Origin of the sequence: Streptomyces sp. NRRL WC-3549, from assembly GCF_000721935.1 — a bacterium.
In the GTDB taxonomy this organism is placed as follows: Bacteria; Actinomycetota; Actinomycetes; order Streptomycetales; family Streptomycetaceae; genus Streptomyces.
The window spans coordinates 45,676-63,136 of the sequence record NZ_KL585398.1 but is presented as its reverse complement, the minus strand read 5'-3'; the positions used below and the strand labels follow the sequence as shown (position 1 = coordinate 63,136).

The 17,461-nt window shown below is 71.3% G+C and carries 11 protein-coding genes and 2 pseudogenes; 5 read left to right on the top strand and 8 right to left on the bottom strand.

Annotated elements, in window-relative coordinates; translation table 11 throughout:
• Together IH13_RS37495 and IH13_RS0114575 are read left to right on the top strand one after the other, a co-directional pair.
• A pseudogene (locus IH13_RS37495) lies at positions 1–1,645 on the top strand (hypothetical protein); the annotation flags it as partial.
• 25 nt (positions 1,646–1,670) lie between these two features.
• On the top strand, positions 1,671–2,393 hold the full coding sequence (locus tag IH13_RS0114575) for a TetR/AcrR family transcriptional regulator (RefSeq protein ID WP_031084511.1): 723 nt from the start codon (positions 1,671–1,673) through the stop codon (positions 2,391–2,393).
• A 27-nt stretch (positions 2,394–2,420) separates the two neighbouring features.
• On the opposite strand, the gene IH13_RS0114570 is transcribed toward IH13_RS0114575, so the two are convergent.
• From IH13_RS0114570 to IH13_RS0114560, 3 genes are all read right to left on the bottom strand, one after another.
• Positions 2,421–2,771, bottom strand: a complete 351-nt coding sequence (locus IH13_RS0114570; protein ID WP_031084510.1) for a 5-carboxymethyl-2-hydroxymuconate Delta-isomerase — start codon at positions 2,769–2,771, stop codon at positions 2,421–2,423.
• A gap of 152 nt (positions 2,772–2,923) precedes the next feature.
• Complete coding sequence (gene pulA, locus IH13_RS0114565; RefSeq protein WP_031084508.1) at positions 2,924–8,197, bottom strand: pullulanase-type alpha-1,6-glucosidase; 5,274 nt, start codon at positions 8,195–8,197, stop codon at positions 2,924–2,926.
• Positions 8,198–8,287: 90 nt separating this feature from the next.
• Positions 8,288–10,021, bottom strand: coding sequence for a carbohydrate-binding module family 20 domain-containing protein (locus IH13_RS0114560; RefSeq protein ID WP_031084506.1), 1,734 nt, complete (start codon positions 10,019–10,021; stop codon positions 8,288–8,290).
• 675 nt (positions 10,022–10,696) lie between these two features.
• Here IH13_RS0114560 and IH13_RS0114555 point away from each other — a divergent pair.
• Positions 10,697–11,509: a DUF8017 domain-containing protein gene (locus tag IH13_RS0114555; RefSeq protein ID WP_031084504.1), complete on the top strand. Its 813-nt coding sequence runs from the start codon at positions 10,697–10,699 to the stop codon at positions 11,507–11,509.
• A gap of 20 nt (positions 11,510–11,529) precedes the next feature.
• On the opposite strand, the gene IH13_RS0114550 is transcribed toward IH13_RS0114555, so the two are convergent.
• A complete protein-coding gene (locus IH13_RS0114550) occupies positions 11,530–12,360 on the bottom strand; it encodes a hypothetical protein (RefSeq protein WP_420713362.1) in 831 nt (276 codons plus the stop codon).
• Positions 12,260–12,736, bottom strand: coding sequence for an ATP-binding protein (locus tag IH13_RS37490; protein WP_037841371.1), 477 nt, complete (start codon positions 12,734–12,736; stop codon positions 12,260–12,262). The genes IH13_RS0114550 and IH13_RS37490 overlap by 101 nt, the downstream gene beginning before the upstream one ends.
• A 163-nt stretch (positions 12,737–12,899) precedes the next feature.
• Here IH13_RS37490 and IH13_RS0114540 point away from each other — a divergent pair, with 163 nt between their 5' ends.
• The gene (locus tag IH13_RS0114540) at positions 12,900–13,778 is read left to right on the top strand and encodes a helix-turn-helix domain-containing protein (RefSeq protein WP_031084499.1); all 879 of its coding nucleotides are present in this window, start codon (positions 12,900–12,902) and stop codon (positions 13,776–13,778) included.
• Positions 13,775–13,990, top strand: a complete 216-nt coding sequence (locus IH13_RS0114535) for a DUF397 domain-containing protein (RefSeq protein ID WP_051835843.1) — start codon at positions 13,775–13,777, stop codon at positions 13,988–13,990. The genes IH13_RS0114540 and IH13_RS0114535 overlap by 4 nt, the downstream gene beginning before the upstream one ends.
• A gap of 56 nt (positions 13,991–14,046) precedes the next feature.
• Here the strand turns inward: IH13_RS0114535 and IH13_RS0114530 are convergent, their stop codons facing one another.
• The 3 genes and pseudogenes from IH13_RS0114530 to IH13_RS0114520 all read right to left on the bottom strand — a co-directional run.
• Positions 14,047–15,141, bottom strand: a complete 1,095-nt coding sequence (locus tag IH13_RS0114530) for a LacI family DNA-binding transcriptional regulator (RefSeq protein WP_031084496.1) — start codon at positions 15,139–15,141, stop codon at positions 14,047–14,049.
• Positions 15,126–16,815, bottom strand: a pseudogene (locus IH13_RS37485) (glycoside hydrolase family 13 protein). The gene IH13_RS0114530 and the pseudogene IH13_RS37485 overlap by 16 nt, the downstream one beginning before the upstream one ends.
• A gap of 99 nt (positions 16,816–16,914) precedes the next feature.
• A partial coding sequence (locus tag IH13_RS0114520; RefSeq protein ID WP_031084494.1) for a sugar ABC transporter permease occupies positions 16,915–17,461 on the bottom strand: 547 nt, incomplete at its 5' end.

Genomic DNA, 17,461 nt, shown 5'->3' with positions numbered 1-17,461 from the left:
TCAGAGATGTGTATAAGAGACAGCCCCAGGTGTGGGGGCTGCGGCTGTTCCCCCATTCCTGCGGTGCGGACGAACTGGCCCTGGAGCGGGCGCTGTCCGAGGTGTCGGGGCCCGGCCGGGCGGCGCACGTGCTGCGGGGGCTGGAGGGCCTCGCCGACGCGGAGGCGGGCCGGGTCCTCGGCGCGGCGGGGGTGGCCGATCCGGAGTCCGCGCTGGCGGAGGCGGACCGGCTGACCGCGCCGCACGCCCTGCTGGGCTCCCCCGAGTTCGATCCGTGTGCGCTCCAGGTCAGACCGACCGATCTGCTGCGCCGCCGCCGGCGGGCCCGGACGTTCTGGGCGGGGCTCTGCGCCCTGGTGGTGTGCGGGACCCTCGTGCTGATGCCCCGGGACGGCCTGGGCGGCCCGCACGCCGCGTCCGCGTCCGCGTCCGCGCCCCTGTACTCGCGTAACGCCGCCGCCCAGCAGGCCCTGGACCCCCGGGCGGTGCGCCGGGTGCCGGCCGGGTACTGGCGGAGTTCGGCCCGCAGCGACTTCACGGCCTGGCCGGCCCGCGGCGACCGAACCGAGGACACCCGGCTGCTCGGGCGGGCCCTCGCCGCGTGGGCCAGGCCGGGCCCGGCGGTGGTCTCGTCGGCGACGCCCGGGACACCGGCCGGCCCTCCGATGGGGCCCCCGCAGCTCCTGTACGCGGGCGAGGTGGGCCCGGCGGCGGTGGTGCTCTTCCACGACGGGCTGCGCGTCGTCCGGTACGCCGAGCCCCGTGACGGCGGCCCGTCCCGGGGGGCGGTGCTGGACTTCGCCCGGGTGGACGGCGCGGACGAGGCGACGGCGAGCGCCCTGCTCGTCCAGCGCCGCGACGGCCGCGTCCGCTATCTGACCGCCCCCTGGGTGCGCGAGGTCTTCGTACGCGACCTGCGTGCGCCGCGCGCCCCGGCGCACCCCCTCGGCCGACGCGCGGACGGGGTGACGGACGCGCTGACCGGCCCGCGCGGGAGTGCGCCGGAGTGCGGACCGTGGCACACGCTGGAGGTCCGGGACGGCACGTCCGCACGGCTGATGACGGATCTCGGCGAGCTGACCCCCGTCCGGCTGACCTCCGGGCCTCCGTCGGCCCCGCACGACGTGTCGGGTACGGCGGAGCGGGAGAGCTGGGCGCGCACCGCCTGCCTGCTGCGCACGATGCGCTCCAACGGCGTCCGGTCGGTGAACTCCTGGGCGTACGCCGAGCAGCCGCTGCCCGAGGGGGGCGGTTCCGCGCGCTGGTTCTGCACCCGGGCGGACACCTGGCGCGGCTCGGGCAGCAGGGTGCTGGCCCAGTTCCAGGCCCCGCCCGCGCTGTCGGGCGGGACCGCCGCCTCGGGGGCCGTCGCGGCCCACGCGGAGGACTCCCCCGACTGCGGGACCCGCCGGCCGCGCGTCCTGGCGGCCGGCCGCGCGTCCTGGCGGGTGTGCTGTGGAAGTCGGACGCCGGACGGTGGTACGTACTCGCGGCGGGCTCCCGGCAGTTCAGGTCCGTGTCGGCGACGGGCGGGGTCGAGGGGCGGGCCGAGGGGCGGCTGCTGGCGGTGCCGGCGCGGGCGGGCGACCGGGCACGGCTGGACGGGCTGCTGGCGGACGGCAGCCGGGTGCGGGCCCTGCGCTGAGCGCGCCCCCGGATAGGCTGTCGGCATGACGACCGGGGTGCGGCGCAGGATGGGTGTCGACGAGCGCAGAGCCCAACTGATCGGCGTGGCCCTGGAGTTGTTCAGCCACCGTTCACCCGACGAGGTCTCGGTCGATGAGATCGCGGCTGCCGCCGGCATCTCGCGACCGCTGGTCTACCACTACTTCCCCGGGAAGCAGAGCCTGTACGAGGCGGCGCTCGGCCGGGCCGCCGACGAGCTGGCGGGACGCTTCCTGGAGGCGCACGAAGGACCGCTGGGGGCACGGCTCCTGCGGGTGATGGGCCGGTTCTTCGATTTCGTGGACGAACACGGTCCGGGCTTCGCCGCCCTCCTCCGGGGCGGCCCGTCCGGTGGGTCGTCCACCGCCAACGCGATGATCGACGGGGTGCGGCAGGCCGCGTACGCGCAGATCCTGGCCCATCTGCGGGTGGCGCGCCCGCCCGCCCGGCTGGAGATCGTGGTCCGTTCCTGGGTGTCGCTGGCCGAGTCGACGGCGCTGCTCTGGCTGGACGGGCGGCGTGTCCCGCGGGCCGAGCTGGAGTTGCAGCTGGTGCACGACTTCGCGGCGCTGGCGGCGGTCAGCGCCGCCCACGACGAGGAGATGGCCGGCATCGTGCTGCGGGTCTTCGCGCAGGAGCCGGCGGACGGCCCGTTCGGCGGCCTGCTCGGCCGGCTCTCGGCCCTCGCGCCCGCCGTACCGGCCCCGCCGTCGCAGCGGGACCGTTGAGGACCGCCGGGTGGTCTCCGGGGCTCGTCAGCGTTTGGTGTACGACGGGTCGAGGTCCCGGATCTCGGCCGAGGTGTGGACGGTGAGGTCCGGGGCGGGCCCGATGTGGCCGGACAGCAGGTCCAGTACGGCGGACGTCAGGTGCGCCTTGGTCTCGGGGGTGCGGCCGGGCAGCAGGGCGATGGAGACGTGCACGATCGCGTCGCCCGCCGGGGCGTCCCCGACGACGCTCTCCTCGACCCGCCGGAACCGGGTCTTGCAGGCGGGCACCTTGGTGGACACGGTGTCCGCGACGAGCGGGTGCAGGGCCAGTGCGAAGCCGCGGCGGTCGAAGCCGTCGTCGAGTTCGGCGGAGTAGTCGACGGTGATCTGCGGCATCAAGCGCTCCTGGTGCGGGTGCGGGGTGGGTGCGGCTTCAGCTTGGCGTGGGCGCCTCGGCCGCACAAGGTGTGCCCGCCGTACGAGACCGGCCGGCCCCGGCCCCGGCCCTCCTCGAAGGAGCGCGGGGCCGGGTCCGGCCGGAGAGGGGCTCAGCCCCGGGTGAACACGGCGACCGTGCGTCCCGGGACGGTGAAGGTGCCCGTGGAGCGGTCGTACGCCGCCTTCCTGACGGTCCGGTCCGCGCCGGACGCCTGGACCGGGTGCAGCGCGTACCGCGTACCGGCCAGTTCCTGGACGCGCTGGGTGCGCGCCCCGGGGGCGGCGTTCAGCACGACGACCAGCTTGCCCAGACGCATGGTGATCACCCCGGGCGTCTCCTCCGTGCCCGACAGCGGGAAGGACAGGCTCTTCTGCACCTGCGCCGTGGTGGCGAGGCCGAAGTCCTTCTCGGTGGTGCGGATGGTCAGCAGGTCCTGGTACGCGGCGGACGCGCCGGTGATCTCGGTGCACCCGGGGCGCAGCGCGGCCGAGGCCAGCAACGGCTTGCCGTAGGACCTGTCTCTTATACACATCTCGCAGTCCCAGTGCAGGGCGTTGAACCAGTCGCCGCTGTCGTAGGAGTTGCGGTCCAGCGACTTGGAGCGCAGCAGGTCGGTGCCCGCCTGGGAGAGCGACGGGCCCTGGGAGAGGGTGGCGGTCGCCATCGCCAGGACCTGCATGCGGGCCCGGTCGGCGGCCGTGGTACCGGCGGGCAGCTTGAAGGCGAGGGCGTCGTAGAGCGTCTCGTTGTCGTGGGCGTCGGCGTAGGCCAGGGCGTCGCCGGGGGCGGCCGCGTATCCGGCGGGGGCGCCGTTGTAGTCGACGGCCGAGCCCCTGACCGTGCGGCCCTGGGTGTCGGTGAAGGTGTAGTCGGCGAGGTTGCCGGTGAGGCCGACCTTGATCAGGTCCTGGTAGTGGAGCAGCCGGGCCTTCTGTTCGGCCTCGGTGCCGTTGGCGGTCGAGGTGTTGGGGTCGGTGTAGAGGCCGGAGGCGAAGCCCTGTACGCCGGGGTCCTCGTCGAAGGGGCCGCCGCCGCGTACGGCGTCGCGGGCCCGGTCGGAGAAGGTGGCGATGCCGGTACCGGCCATGTTCTTCTGGGTGGCCTGGACGAAGTGGGCGTCGTCGGCGATCTCACCGAAGTTCCAGCCCTCGCCGTACAGGACGATCTTCTTGCCGTCGACGCCGTCCTCGGCGACGGTCAGGGCGTCGAGCGCCTCGCGGACGGCGAGGACGTTGGCCTTGGGGTGGTGCCCCATCAGGTCGAAGCGGAAGCCGTCGACCTTGTACTCCTTGGCCCAGGTGACGACCGAGTCCACGACGAGCTTGCCCATCATGGTGTTCTCGGTCGCGGTGTCGGCGCAGCAGGTGGAGGTGGAGACGGTGCCGTCCTCCAGGAGCCGCTGGTAGTAGCCGGGCACGATGCGGTCGAGGACGGACTTGTCGTCCTGGCCGGAGGCGACGGTGTGGTTGTAGACGACGTCCATGACGGTGCGCAGCCCGGCGCCGTTGAGGCCCTGGACCATCTGCCGGAACTCGACGGTGCGCTGGGTGCCGTTCGGGTCGGAGGCGTAGGAGCCTTCGGGCACGGTGTAGTGCAGCGGGTCGTACCCCCAGTTGAACCCGTCCTCTGCGGCGGCCTTCGCGACGCAGGCCTGCTGTTCCTCGGAGTCGGGGGCGTAGACGGACAGGTCGCAGGCGGGCGTGGTCTGCTGCGACTTCTTCTCGGGGATCGTCCCGATGTCGAAGGCGGGCAGCAGGTGGACGTAGCTGGTGCCGGAGTCCGCCAGCTCCTTGAGGTGCTTCATCCCGTCGGAGCGGGTGTCGGTGAACGCCAGGTACTCGCCGGGGTGCTTCGAGGTGGGGTCCGTGATCGAGAAGTCGCGGATGTGCAGTTCCTGGATCTGCGCGTCGCGCAGCGGGACCGCCGCGGGCTTCTTCAGGCCCTGCCAGCCGCGCGGCGCCAGCTTCGGGTCGTCGAGGTCGACGACGAGGCTGCGGGCGGAGTCGGTGGTCAGGGCGGTGGAGTAGGGGTCGGTGACCTTGTTGGTGACCGTCTTCTGCACGGTGGGCGCCCAGACGTCCACGGTGTACCGGTACGGCTTGCCCGCCCAGTCCTTCTTGCCGGTGACGGACCAGACGCCGGTGCGGTCGTCGCGGCGCATCGGGACGGTACGGCCGTCGAGTTCGAGGGAGACGGTACGGGCGGTGGGCGCCCAGACGGAGAGGGTGGGGGTGCCCTTGCGGAAGACCGGTCCGAGCTCGGTCTTGCTCGCGGCCTTCCCGTACAGGTCGTCCAGGACGCCGGCGGTCTGGACGCCGGTGGCGGCGAGCAGGGCGCCGTTGGCGGCGCGCTGGGTGGCGATCAGCTGGCCGCGCAGGGACTCACGGACCCTGTCCCGGTCGCGGCGGTCGACGGTGAAGGCGGGGTACTCCGCCAGGTGCGGGTACGTCGCCTTCTGGGCGGCGGTGAGTTCGGTGGTACCGAGCCGGAGCCACTGGCCCTCGTCGCTGAGGGCCCCGTCGACGACGGAGATCCCGCCGTTCTTCGCGTACACGAGCTGCTGGCTGGTGGCGGCGGTGGCCTTCACCTTCCAGACGACGGTGTCCGCGTCGATCCACTGGGCCTCGGCCTTGGTGAGGTCGGGGGCGGGGGCGCCGCCGGTCTGCGGGAGCAGGTAGCCGGGCCTGCCGCCGAGCATCCAGACCTCGTGCCCGTAGGTGGCGAGGTCCAGGGACTGGTCGCTGGGCAGGTCCTTCTCGTCGCCCTTGTGGAGGATGTAGCTGAGCGAGGTGGCGCCGTCGGTGAGCGGCACCTCGAAGACGGCGCCGTAGGCGTCGGTCTTCACCGGGGTGAGGGGCTTGGCCCAGTCGGTGGGGGCGGCGGCGCCGGTCCAGGTGTGCAGGCCCCAGCCGGTGTAGTCGCCGTCGGCGCGGTGGTAGTGCAGGACGGCCTTGGAGGTGTCCTGCGGCGGGTTCGCGCCTTCGGGGGCCTCGGTGGCCTGGCCGTCCTTGCCCTGCTCGACCCAGACCTGGCCGGTCCGCGCGAGGTCGATCGTGCGCTCGGGTCCGTCGGCGGTGCCGTTCTTCTCCACGGTGTACGGGACGGTGGAGGTGCTCTCGCCGAGGTCGATCCAGGCGAAGGCCCCGTAGGCGTCGCGGCCGATGAAGTCGGCGGTCTTCCCGCCGGACGTCAGCTGCCAGCCGTCGTAGTCGCCGTCCGCGCGGTGGTAGTGGACGACGGCCCGGTCCCGTTCGACGGCGACGGGCTTCGGCGCGGGCGGCGCCTGGCCGGCGGTGGTGGACGCGAGGGCGCTCGCGGTGCGCCCGGCGCGGTCGACGACCACGGCCTTGTAGCGCAGCGCCGTCCCGGCCCGCACGGACTCGTCCAGGTACTGGGTGACCTTGTACGGGGCGTGGTCGGCGGTGCCGAGGGTGCGCCACTTCCCGTTGCCGGTCTGGGCGGCGAACACCACCCGGTTCGAGCCGCCGCCGCTGACGTCGGCGGTGATCTCGACGGTTCCGGTGGCCCCGGCCGCCGGGGCCGTCAGGCGGACGGACGGCTTGGCGGCCGGGGTGCCCAGCTGCTTGTCGGCGCGCAGCACGAGGCTGGAGAGGCCGGGCACGGTGACCCGGATCTTCTTGTCGGCGCCGCTGCGGACGGTGCCGGAACCGCCGTACAGGGTGCGGAAGGTCATGCCGGCCGACTCGGTGGCCAGCTCGACCGTCTTCGGCGCCGCGGAGTTGTTGGTGGCGACGACGTACTCGTACGGGCGCTCGGCGTCCGTGCGCGCGTAGGCGTACACGGAGTCCTTGGCGTACCGCTCGGTCTGGGTGCCGTCGCGGAGCGCGGGGTGGTCCCGGGTGAGCTTGGAGAGCGCGGCGATCGACCGGTACAGCGGGTGGTTCGTGTCGTACGCGTCCGAGGCGTGGGTGCGGTCGGTGCCGATCTGGTCGTCGTCGAGGTAGTCGGCGGTCTTCGAGGCGAAGAGCGGCTGGCGGGCGTCCTTGTCGCCGCCCGCTCCGGTGTAGCCCTGCTCGTCGCCGTAATAGACCACCGGGTTGCCGCGGCCGAGGAACATCAGCTCGTTGGCGAGGCGGGCACGGGCGAGGAGTTCGGCGTCACCGGCCTTCGGGTTGTCCTCCCTCAGGAAGGTCCCGATGCGGCCCATGTCGTGGTTGCCGAGGAAGGTGACCTGCTCGTAGGCGTTGGCCTTGTCGGTGGTGTAGCGGTAGTCGTCCGCGTGGACGGCGGCGAGCTTCGAGGCGGGCGCGCCCTGGGAGGCGTACTGCCGGGCGGCTTCCTGGAACGGGAAGTCGAGGGTCGCGTCGAGCCGGCCCCGGGTGACGTAGGGCGCAGTGATCGCGGTGTCGGCGGAGTAGACCTCGCCGAACATGAAGAAGTCGTCGCGGCCGCGCTTGGCCGCGTAGGCGTCGAGGGCGGTGGCCCACTGGGTCCAGAAGTCGAGGTCGACGTGTTTGACGGTGTCGATGCGGAAGCCGTCGATGTTGAAGTCGCGGACCCACTTCTCGTAGATCTTCTCCATGCCGGTCACGACCTCGGGGCGCTCGGTCCACAGGTCGTCCAGGCCGGAGAAGTCGCCGTACTCGGTGGACTCGCCCGCGTAGGTGGAGTCACCGCGGTTGTGGTACATCGTGGGGTCGTTGAGCCAGGCGGGGACCTTCTTGCCCGTGGTGACGGGGGTGTACGGGAAGGAGGCGGCGTCCACCTTCCCCATGCCCTCGCTGTCGTCGAAGGGGCGGCCGTCCGTGTCGAGGTAGGGGTAGGCGCCCTTGGGCTTGTAGCCGTACTCCTTCTCGGCGTAGTCCACGGTGTCGGCGGTGTGGTTGGTGATGACGTCGAAGAAGACCTTCATGCCCTTGCCGTGGGCCTTGTCGATCAGCTTCGTCAGGTCGGCGTTGGTGCCGAAGTGGGGGTCGACCTGGGTGAAGTCGGTGATCCAGTAGCCGTGGTAGCCGGCTGAGGCGTCCTTGCCGGTGCCCTGGACGGGCCGGTTCTTGAAGATCGGGGCGAGCCAGATGGCGGTGGTGCCGAGGCCCTTGACGTAGTCGAGCCGCTGGGTGAGGCCCTTGAGGTCGCCGCCCTGGTAGAAGCCCTTGTCCGTGGGGTCGAAGCCGGTCTCCAGCCGGGTGCCCTTCAGCCCGCCGCGGTCGTTGGAGGGGTCGCCGTTGGCGAACCGGTCGGGCAGCACGAAGTAGAACTGTTCGCGGGTCAGGTCGTGCCGGGCCGGTTCCCTGGCGAGCTTCGCGTCCGAGGGCGGTGACGGGGGTCTGGGCGCGGCGGACGCGGAGGCCGCCGGCACGACGGGCAGCAGTGCGGCGCACAGCGCGGCGACGGCTCCCCGTCTCAGAGTGGTTCGGGACACGGGCGGGTTCTCCTCGGCTTGCGGGGTCGGGTGGTGCGGTGCGGGCCGGGACGCCGTCGATCGCGTCCCGGCCCGCGGGTGGTGGGTGGATCAGCCGCGCCAGACGTCGGCGGTCAGCGTGACCTTGCCGGAGGCCGGCACGGTGGCGGTGCGGTTGGCGCCGTTCTCCCAGGTGACGTTGCCGGACGCGTCCTTGCGGAGGTACTTGTAAGCGAACGACGTTCCGGCGGGCAGGGCGACGTCGAGCTTCCAGACGGGGTACGCCGCCGGGTCGAGCTTCAGGGCGCTGCCCGGGTTCCAGGCGCCGAGGGCGGCCTGGTCGCCGGTGACGTAGATGTTCTGGCCCATCACGGTGGTGGCGTTGACGCCGAAGGAGGCGCCGGACTGTCTCTTATACACACCGGTGCCGCCCCCGTTGTCGCCGCCGCCGGTGCAGGTACGGGCGCCGGTGTGCAGGGCCACGGCGGTGTTCGAGCCGAGGGTCGCGGTGAACTGGCCGGAGCCGTTGACGGTGACGCCCTTGCCGGACTGGACGTCGCAGTAGTCACCGGCGGGCAGCGACGTCTGGAACGTACGGGTCAGCGAGGAGCCCTCGTGGTTGATGGCGACGTAGGCCTTGGAGCCGCGTCCGAAGGCGATCTGGTCGCCGCCGTTGTCCCACCAGTTCGTGACGGACTGGCCACGGGCGGCGTTGCGGAAGCCGACCATGGAGGAGATCTCGGTCCAGGCGTGCTGGCACTTCCAGCCGTCGCTGTAACAGGCGTTCACCTGGCCGCCGTTGGGCGGGCCGGCGTCCTTGTCGGACCACTCGTAGCCGGAGTGGACGTCCGGGGAGCCGTAGGGGTGGGCCAGCATGAAGACGCTCGCCAGGGTGTAGTCGGCGCCGTTCTTGTAGTTCAGCGTCTCGCCGTTGCGTTCGGTGTCGTGGTTGTCGACGAAGACCGCCGACCTGCCCGACTCCATGAAGCCCCAGCCCTCGCCGAAGTTCTTCAGGTAGGCGAGGTTCTCGTTGAGGAAGGTCTGCTTGAGGCTACGGGCGTAACGGAACTCCTGGACGTCACCGGTGCCGAGGTACTCGGTGGGCGAGACCGCCTCGCCCGCGCCGTAGATGGCCTCCTGCTTCCAGTACACGTCCGGGTTGCTGAGCCGGGACTTGATGTTCGCCAGGTCGCCGGCCGGCATGTGCTTGGCGGCGTCGATCCGGAAGCCGTCGACACCGAGGGAGAGCAGGTCGTTGAGGTAGCCGGCGATCCTGCCGCGCACGTAGTCCTCGCCGGTGTCCAGGTCGGCGAGCCCGACGAGTTCGCAGTTCTGGACGTTGGCGCGGTCGCCGTAGTTGTTGATCTCCGACCGGCAGTCGTCCATGTCGTTGCCGGAGTAGAGGCCCGGGTAGGCGTACTTGCTGTACGAGGACCCGCCGGTACCGGTGCCGGAGCCGGACGACATGTGGTTGATGACCGCGTCGGCGACGACCTTGACGCCCGCGCCGTGGCAGGTGTTCACCATGTTCGCGAAGGACGTACGGTCACCGAGCCGGCCGGCGATCTTGTAGCTGACGGGCTGGTACGAGGTCCACCACTGACCGCCCTGGATGTGCTCCTGGGGCGGCGAGACCTGGACGTAGCCGTATCCGGCGGGGCCGAGGCTGTCGGTGCACGCCTTGGCGACGGAGTCGAACTTCCACTCGAACATCACCGCCGTGACGTCCTTCTCGCCGGACGGGGCGGCCTGGGCGGCACCGGCGGCGCCGAGCCCGGCGGGGAGAGCGAGGACGGCGGCGCCCGTGACCAGGGCGAGTGAGGCCGACAGTGTTCTTCGTGCCATGGCGTTCCTCCTGCGGTGGGGGAAGTGCGGGGGATTGGCGGAAGCAGCCTCACGTGGCAACGCGCCGTGCCCTCAAGGCTTTGAAGGTTCTTGCAGCAAGGATGCAAAACCCTGCGCGCAGCAGACCGTACGAGCCTGACCTGCCCCGGTCAACCCCCTGGACACGACGCGGTCACGTCCCGCTCCCCTCCACGAAATCTCGGAGATTTCTTCCTGCAAGGGCTTACGCAAGTTATTGCGGACTGTTAAGTTCGTCCCGACTCCGGCCCGGCCGGCCGGGGGCCCGGTCCGCCGGGTCCCACGCGCCCGGCCGGCCGGGCCGGTCACGGCACGGAGAGGTCCGGCGAGTCGCTTCCCCGCCGGCCCGACCTGGGCCGACTTCCGGACCTCTCCCGTGCGTGACGGCCGTACCCGCCCCGGCCGTTCACTTCGGCGCCGGTGGCGACGCGCGCGAGATCCGGGACCGGACGAGGTCTTCGCGCCCTCCGGCCCGCCCCTCTTCGCTCTCCGACGCGGCCAGGGGCCGACCGAACGTGCGCACTACAATCACCGCTCATGTGGCCAGGACAGCAGTCGTCTTCCGGACAGCCGAACTCACAGGGCGGGCAGCCCGGTTCGAGCCCGTCGCAATCCGGTCGGCCGGGCCCCGAGTGGCACGCCGCCCCCACCGTCGGCATGGGCGCGCCCGAACCGCCCCGCCGTACCTGGAACCGGACCACGATCACCGCCGTGGCAACGGCCGCGGTGGTCGTCGTGGCATGCGGGGTGACCGGCTTCCTGGCGCTCCGCGACGACGGGGGCGACACGCCGGACGAGAAGCCGGTGGCGACGGGCTCGGCGAGCGCCGCCGCTACGGACCGGTCCGCGGCCGAAGGCGGCTCCGGCCCGCTGGTCCCGGGCTGGAAGACGGTGGTCAACGCCAAGCGCGGCATCACCTTCGACGTGCCGGCCTTCTGGGCGCTCCAGTCCGCGGACTGGGTCAGCTACGTCGCGGAGGCCACCGACCCCGACGAGAAACCGCTGGTCGCGATGATGGCCCCGGCGGTCCTCAAGGAGAAGTGGTGCACGTCCGACGACGACAAGAACGGCACCGAGGACGACACCCCGCTGGCCTCGACGGGCACCACCGGGGAGAAGGACTCGAAGAGCGCCGCCGAGGCCGCCGAGGAGACCGCGCGGAACTGGGTCTACGGCGCCTACACCCAGCCCGACCGCACCCGTCTCACGGTCGGTGAGGCCGAGTCGTACCGGACGAAGTCGGGCGTCGAGGGCAGCCTCGTGACCGTCACGTCGTCCGGGTCGCCGAAGAAGGACGCGTGCGACAGCGACGGCAAGGCGGTGACGTTCGCCTTCAAGAACGCGGAGGGCTCCTTCGTCTCGTGGACCTACGTCGGGGCACACGGGGTGCCCGACGAGGTACCCGACGCCACGATCCGCGAGATCCTCGGCACGGTACGGCTCTACGAGGAGGGCGACGGTCAGGACTGAGGCCCCGCTCTCGTTGCCACCTACCGGGGAGCTGCGGTTCCCGGGTCCACGGAGCACTCCTCGCCGAAGACCTCCCCCGCCGTGGCGGCGAGGGCGGCACGGGCCAGCCACTGACGCAGGAGCTCCGGATCGCCGCAGGCGGTGACCTTCTCGCGGATCTCGTCCGTGATGTCGATACCGCGTACGCCGAGGATGAGCAGAACATCCTCGGCGCGACTCTGGGCACGGCCTTCAACACGGCCTTCATCCCGGATCTCTTCGGAGAGCGGCGAGGTGTAGAAGGAAAGGTCCACGGCCACCAGGTTCCTCCACTGTTGTGCGGCGGGGCGGTTGCCCAAGCCTTGTGCGATGAGTTCGACGAGGGGTTCTGCGATCGATTCCGGTGTGTCGCGCAGGGCGACGGACATCGCCTTCAGTATGGCATCGACGTCCGGATTGTCGGCATGTGTGATGGCCGAGAGCGTGGCCAGGGCGAGGTCTTTGCGGGCCTCGGCCACATCGGTGATCACGGGCATGTTGTGGGGCCCCGCGACGAGCGGGCGGGTCGTGACGGTCGGCCACTGGGGCAGGCCGATGGTGAGAGGGCGCGCGGCCCAGGTCGCGGTGGCGTGGTCCTGGCAGATGACGAGCAACAGGACCGGGAGCCGGTACTTGTTGTTGAGGTAGGTGACGTAATACGGCCAGCTGGCCGTCTTGCCGGGGTCCTTCTTGCCCTGGGCTTCGACGACGAGGAGGAACGGGCCGCCCATATCACCCACGTGAGTGATCAAGCAGATTTTCCGACCCATTAGCGGATGTGAGGTCGATTTCTGCCCAGACCGTCTTGCGCGGGACGGGTCCGACCTCGACACCCCAGCGGTCCGCGAGCGCCTCGACGATGAGCAGACCGCGCCCCGACTCGGCGTCGCCCGGCGGGGGTTCGACGGCGCCGGGCACGGGAGGCAACCGCTCACCCAGAGTGTCCGTCACCTCGATGCGGAGGAGCACGTCGCGATGGGCCGCGAGCCGCAGCCGGAAGTCACGGCCCGGCACGTGCCCGTGGAAGGCGGCGTTCAAAGCCAGTTCGGCCACGATCTGCGCGGCCGGCTCGGCGGGCAGCTCCCAGTCGCCCAGATGCGCTGTGGCCAGCAGGCGAGCGAGCCTCGCACCCCGGCGGGTGGGAGACAGCAGCACCGTGAACTGCCGGTCGAGAGCGGAATGTTCGGTTCGGGTGATTTCTTGGGTCACATCACCCAGCGTGGCCTCGTCCGCGTACTTTGAGGAGCGACAAGGTGGTTACGTACGGTGATTGTCCCGCTCTTGTCCAGCGTTGTCCCGGCTGTCCAGGGTGACCCCTGGGGGACGGCGGAGGTTGGGCGAGGACTGAAAGCGCGTCGGAAGTGGGGCACGGATGAGCGTGGATGAGGTCGGTACGGAACCCGGGGACAGCGAGGTGGACGAGTCCGGGTGGGACATCGATCCTGACGACGAGCCGGGCGCCGCGATGGTCGCCACCGTGGGCCGCCAGATCAAGGCCTGGCGGGAGGCCGCCGGGATGCGGGCCGGTGAGTTCGGGGCCGCGCTCGGCTACGGCGAGAACCTGGTCTACAAGGTGGAGGGCGGCAGGCGCATCCCCCGGCCCGAGTTCCTGGACAAGGCGGACGAGGTGCTGGGGGCGGCCGGCAAAATCGCCATGCTGAAACGGGAGCTGGCGGAGGTCCGGTATCCGAAGAAGGTGCGGGACCTCGCGAAACTGGAGGCCAAAGCCGTCGAGCTTCTGGCCTACGGAGATCACAACCTGCACGGGCTGCTCCAGACAGCGGAGTACGCGCGGGCACTGTTCGAGATGCGGCTCCCCGCGTACGAGCCGGACCAGATCGAGCAAGCGGTCGCAGCGCGTGTGGCCAGACAGGCCATCTTCCAGCGCTCCCCAGCCCCCGCGCTCAGCTTCGTCCAGGAAGAAGCGACGCTTCGGCGCCCGCTCGGGGGCACAATGGTGCTACGTCGACAGCTCGAACACCTTGTACAGACAGCCCAGTTGAGGAACGTTGCCATCCAGGTCATGCCGATTGACCGCGAGGAGCACGCCGGGATGCAAGGGGAGACTCAAGTGCTGAAGTTCGGGGACGGCTCCGCGCTGGGGCGCTCGGAAGGGGCGTTCAACGGCCGGGCGGTCGACGACCCGAAGCAGCTCAGAATCCTTGAGTTGCGGTATGGCATGATCCGAGCCCAGGCTCTCACTCCCCGTGAGTCGCTGGCCTTCATCAAGCAACTTTTGGGAGAAACATGATCAGCGAGCTCTCCATCGAGGGCATTCACGAGCACGAGCTGAAGTGGTTCAAGAGCAGTTACAGCAGTAACAGCAGCGAGGCCGACTGCGTCGAGGCGGCCCCCGGCCCCGGCGGCATCCATCTCCGCGACTCCAAGAACGTCTCAGGACCGCACCTGAGGTTCGCCCCCACCGCATGGAACGCCTTCGTGACGCACACCTCCGGGCACTGAAAGGCCGGGTCCCCCCTCCGGACCCGGCCTTCCACACGCATACGCGGGCGCGCGCCTCAGGCGCCCGGCACCGCCGCCGTGGAGCCCCGTACCACCAGCTCCGGCTGGAACACGTACTCCGTGCGCTGTACGGGGCTTCCGCCGATCTCCTCCAGCAGGGCGCCGACCGCCGCCGAGGCCATCGCCTGGACCGGCTGGCGCACCGTGGTCAGCGGCGGGTCGGTGAACGCGATCAGCTGCGAGTCGTCGAAGCCGACCACGGACACGTCACGCGGAACGTCCAGGCCCCTCCCCCGCGCGGCCCGGACCACGCCGAGCGCCATCAGGTCGCTGCCGCAGACGATGCCCGTGCAGCCCGCGTCGAGCAGGGCGCCGGCCGCGACCTGGCCGCCCTCGACGCTGAACAGCGTGGAGCACACCAGACGTTCGGCCTCGCTCCGGTCCATGCCCAGGACCGAGACCGCCGCGTCGAGGAAGCCCTCGCGCTTGCGCCGGGAGGGCACGTAGCGCTGCGGTCCGATGGCCAGGCCGATCCGGCGGTGGCCCAGCTCGGCGAGGTGCCCGACGGCCATCCGTACGGCGGCCGGGTCGTCCGGGGAGACGAACGGGGCGCTGATGCGCTCGTTGTAGCCGTTGATCAGCACGAACGGCACGCCGCGTTCGGTCAGCGCCGCGTACCGCGCCGGGTCCGCCGAGGTGTCCGCGTGCAGGCCGGAGAGGAAGACGATCCCGCCGACGCCACGCTCGACGAGCTGTTCGACCAGCTCGTCCTCGGTGGCGCCGCCGGGTAGTTGGGTGCAGAGAACCGGCGTGTAGCCGTGCCCGGCGAGCACCTGTTCCACGGACTGGGCGAACGCCGGGAAGATCGGGTTGGTGAGCTCGGGCGTCACCAGACCGATCAGCCCGGCGCTGCGCTTCCTCAGCGGAACGGGGCGTTCGTAGCCGAGGATGTCGAGCGCCGCGAGCACCCGCTGACGCGTGGTGTCCGCGACGCCCGGCTTCCCGTTGAGGACCCGGCTGACCGTGGCCTCGCTGACCGCGGCCTGGCCGGCGATGTCGGAGAGCCGGGGCGCCGGCCCGGTCCTCGGTACAGGGGTGGTCCTCGGTACGGGAGCGGTCCTCGGTACGGGGACCGTCACACCGTCCACCACACCGTGGTGTCGGCGGGCAGCTCGACGGTGTCACCGTCGACGGCGACCGGGGCGCTGGCGAGCAGCGGGGTGCCGGGGGCGGGCAGCGCCACCGGGGCGCCCGTGGTGTTGACGGTGCACACGAAACCGGGGCGGCGCAGGACGAGTACGCCCTCCGGGGCGCTCTCCCACTCCACGTCCGTACCCGCGCCGAGTCCGGGGTGCTCGCGGCGGGCGGCGATCGCGGCCCGGTACAGCTCCAGGGTGGAGCCCTCCGTGCCGGTCTGCGCCTCGACGGACAGCTCGCCCCAGCCGGCCGGCTGCGGAGCTGCCGCCGTCGCCGAAGCCGTACGAGCTGCCTTCGCGGGTCCACGGGATCGGCACCCGGCAGCCGTCGCGGAAGCCGTCCTGGCCGTCGGCGCGGAAGAACGACGGGTCCTGGCGGGCCTCGTCGGGCAGGTCGGTGACGTCGGGCAGGCCGAGCTCCTCGCCCTGGTAGACGTAGGCGGAGCCGGGCAGGGCCAGCATCAGCAGGGTCGCGGCGCGGGCCCTGCGCAGGCCCTTGTCCCGGTCGCCCGCGGTACGGATCTGGGTGCCCAGGCCCGGCGGGTTGGCGAAGCGGGTGGCGTGCCGGGTGACGTCGTGGTTGGAGAGCACCCAGGTGGTGGGCGCGCCGACCGGACGCATGGCGGCGAGCGAGGAGTCGATGACCTTGCGGAGCTCGGCGGCGTCCCAGGCGGTCGAGAGGTACTGGAAGTTGAAGGCCTGGTGCATCTCGTCGGGCCGCACGTAGTTGGCGGTGCGCTCGACGGTGGGCGTCCACGCCTCGGCGACGAGGATCCGCCCGCCGGCCGAGGAGGGCCCCGCGGGGTACTCGTCGAGGATGGTGCGCCAGCTGCGGTAGACCTCGTGCACCCCGTCCTGGTCGAAGAACGGCATGACGTCGTTGCCCAGGAGCTTCAGCTGGTCGTGGGAGCCGAGGTCCGGCAGGCCGTCCGCCTTGACGAGGCCGTGGGCGACGTCGACGCGGAAACCGTCGACGCCCATGTCCAGCCAGAAGCGCAGGATGGAGCGGAACTCGTCGGCGACGGCCGGGTGTTCCCAGTTGAAGTCGGGCTGCTCGGGCGCGAAGAGGTGCAGGTACCAGTCGCCGGGGGTGCCGTCCGGGTTCGTGGTCCGCGTCCAGGCGGGGCCGCCGAAGATGGACTCCCAGTCGTTGGGCGGGAGTTCGCCTTCGGTGCCCTTGCCGGGGCGGAAGTGGTAGCGGTCACGCAGGGCGGAGCCGGGGCCCTCGGCCAGTGCGCGCTTGAACCACTCGTGCTGGTCGGAGGAGTGGTTGGGCACCAGGTCGACGATGATGCGCAGGCCGAGTGCGTGGGCCTCGCGGATCAGGGCGTCGGCGTCCAGCAGGGTGCCGAACATGGGGTCGATGGCCCGGTAGTCGGCGACGTCGTAACCGGCGTCGGCCTGCGGGGAGGCGTAGAAGGGGCTGAGCCAGACGGCGTCGACACCGAGGTCCCTGAGGTACGGGAGCCGCGCGGTGACTCCCGCGAGATCCCCCATGCCGTCGCCGTTGCCGTCGGCGAAGCTGCGTGGGTACACCTGGTAGATCACCGCGTCCTGCCACCAGCCGGTGCGGTGGCCCGGGGCGTCGGTGGACGTGCCGGTGGAGGGGGCAGCGAGGTGCTGGGTCATGTCGTCCCTGGGGTGTCTGGGTGGGGAGCGGCGCCGGGACCGGGTCGGGGATCCGGCGCCGCCGTGACGGGTGCGTACGGTCGTGCGGGACCGGGTGCGTCAGCCCTTGACGGCACCGGCGGACATACCGGTGACCAGGTGCTTCTGTGCGAACAGGAAGACCAGGGCGGCCGGGATCGCGATCAGTACGGAGGCGGCGGTCATGGGGCCCCACTGGGCTCCGTACTGGTTGACGAACTTCTGCAGTCCGCCCGCGAGCGTCAGGTTCTCGTCGCCGACCATGAAGGCGGAGGCGTACGCCACCTCGCCCCAGGCGGTGATGAAGGAGTAGAAGGCGGTGACGGCGAGGCCGGGCTTGGCGAGCGGCAGGATGAGGCGCCAGAACGTGCCGAACGGGGTGAGGCCGTCGACCTGTCCCGACTCGTCGATCTCGCGCGGGATCGTGTCGAAGAAGCCCTTCATCATCCAGGCGCAGAACGGCACCGAGATGGTGAGGTAGGTGATGACGAGCCCGGCCGGCTGGTTGATCAGGCCGATGCTCGACATGATGTTGTAGATCGGCACGATCAGGACGGCGACCGGGAACATCTGGGTGATCAGCAGCGTCCACATCAGCCCGCGCTTGCCGGGGAAGCGGAAGCGGCTG

Coding starts and splice junctions, on each gene's coding strand:
- IH13_RS0114560 (WP_031084506.1), bottom strand. CDS start 10,021: ATGGCACGAAGAACACTGTCGGCCTCACTCGCCCTGGTCACGGGCGCC.
- IH13_RS0114535 (WP_051835843.1), top strand. CDS start 13,775: ATGATCAGCGAGCTCTCCATCGAGGGCATTCACGAGCACGAGCTGAAG.
- IH13_RS0114540 (WP_031084499.1), top strand. CDS start 12,900: ATGAGCGTGGATGAGGTCGGTACGGAACCCGGGGACAGCGAGGTGGAC.
- IH13_RS0114575 (WP_031084511.1), top strand. CDS start 1,671: ATGACGACCGGGGTGCGGCGCAGGATGGGTGTCGACGAGCGCAGAGCC.
- IH13_RS0114555 (WP_031084504.1), top strand. CDS start 10,697: ATGGGCGCGCCCGAACCGCCCCGCCGTACCTGGAACCGGACCACGATC.
- IH13_RS0114570 (WP_031084510.1), bottom strand. CDS start 2,771: ATGCCGCAGATCACCGTCGACTACTCCGCCGAACTCGACGACGGCTTC.